This is a genomic window from Janthinobacterium sp. KBS0711, from assembly GCF_000988085.1.
Lineage (GTDB): Bacteria > Pseudomonadota > Gammaproteobacteria > Burkholderiales > Burkholderiaceae_D > Janthinobacterium > Janthinobacterium lividum_E.
Genome location: NZ_LBCO01000020.1, coordinates 1,526 through 2,391, shown reverse-complemented (window position 1 = coordinate 2,391; position 866 = coordinate 1,526). Strand labels below are relative to the sequence as shown.

Genomic DNA, 866 nt, shown 5'->3' with positions numbered 1-866 from the left:
CGGCAGCAGCCGCCACGGCCGCCAGTACGGCTGCCGCCACAGCCGCGCTGACAGACGCCACGGCATTGGGCCTGGTCGCCACGGCCGACGCGACTGCCGCTGCCGCCCTGCAAACGACGGCCAACCTGACCGACGCTGTGGCACTGGGCCTCGTGTCGACGGCCGCCAACACGGCCGCCAGCGCCGCTGCCGCCGTTGCCAGCCTGACCGATGCCGTCGCCCTGGGCACCGTCTCGACGGCCGCCACGGCAGCCGCCAACACGGCTGCGGCCACGGCAGCCCTGACCGACGCTGTCGCCCTGGGCCTGGTAGCGACCGTCGATGCGGCCGCCGCCACTGCCGCGCAAACGACGGCCAACCTGACGGACGCCGTCGTCCTGGGCCTGGCAGCGACCACTAACGCCACCGCCGCCACGGCGGCAGCCGCCGTCGCCGGCCTCACCGACGCCGTCCTGCTGGGCACGGCCCATACGCTCGACGTTACGGCCGCCACCGTGGCGGCCACCAAGGCCGCCTTGACGGATGCCGCCGCCCTGACCACCGTCGCCAACAACGATGCAGCGAATGCCGCCGCCCTGGCCGCCTATTCGGCCGCCCATCCATTCGACCTGGTGGCGGCGCTGGCATCCACCGTCGCCGCCACCACGGCATCCTTGTCGCTCGCCGCCGCGCAATCGGCGCAAGCCGATGATGCGGCTGCCGCCTCGACAGCCGCCGCGGCCGCAGCATCCCTGGCAACCCTGAACAGTGCGCTCGCGGCCGACAATGCCGCCACCGCTGCCGCCACCCTGGCCCTGACTTCCCAGGCGGCGGCCACGGCGGCGGCGCTGGACGACACGCTCGCGGCCACGGCCGCCGGCGTGGCC

Annotated in this window: 1 protein-coding gene; it reads left to right on the top strand. The window is 74.9% G+C overall.

Features of this window, described 5'->3' with window-relative positions; genetic code table 11:
* Positions 1 to 866 (top strand): hypothetical protein (locus VM94_RS28510; protein WP_442905225.1); only part of this gene is annotated, 866 nt, incomplete at both ends.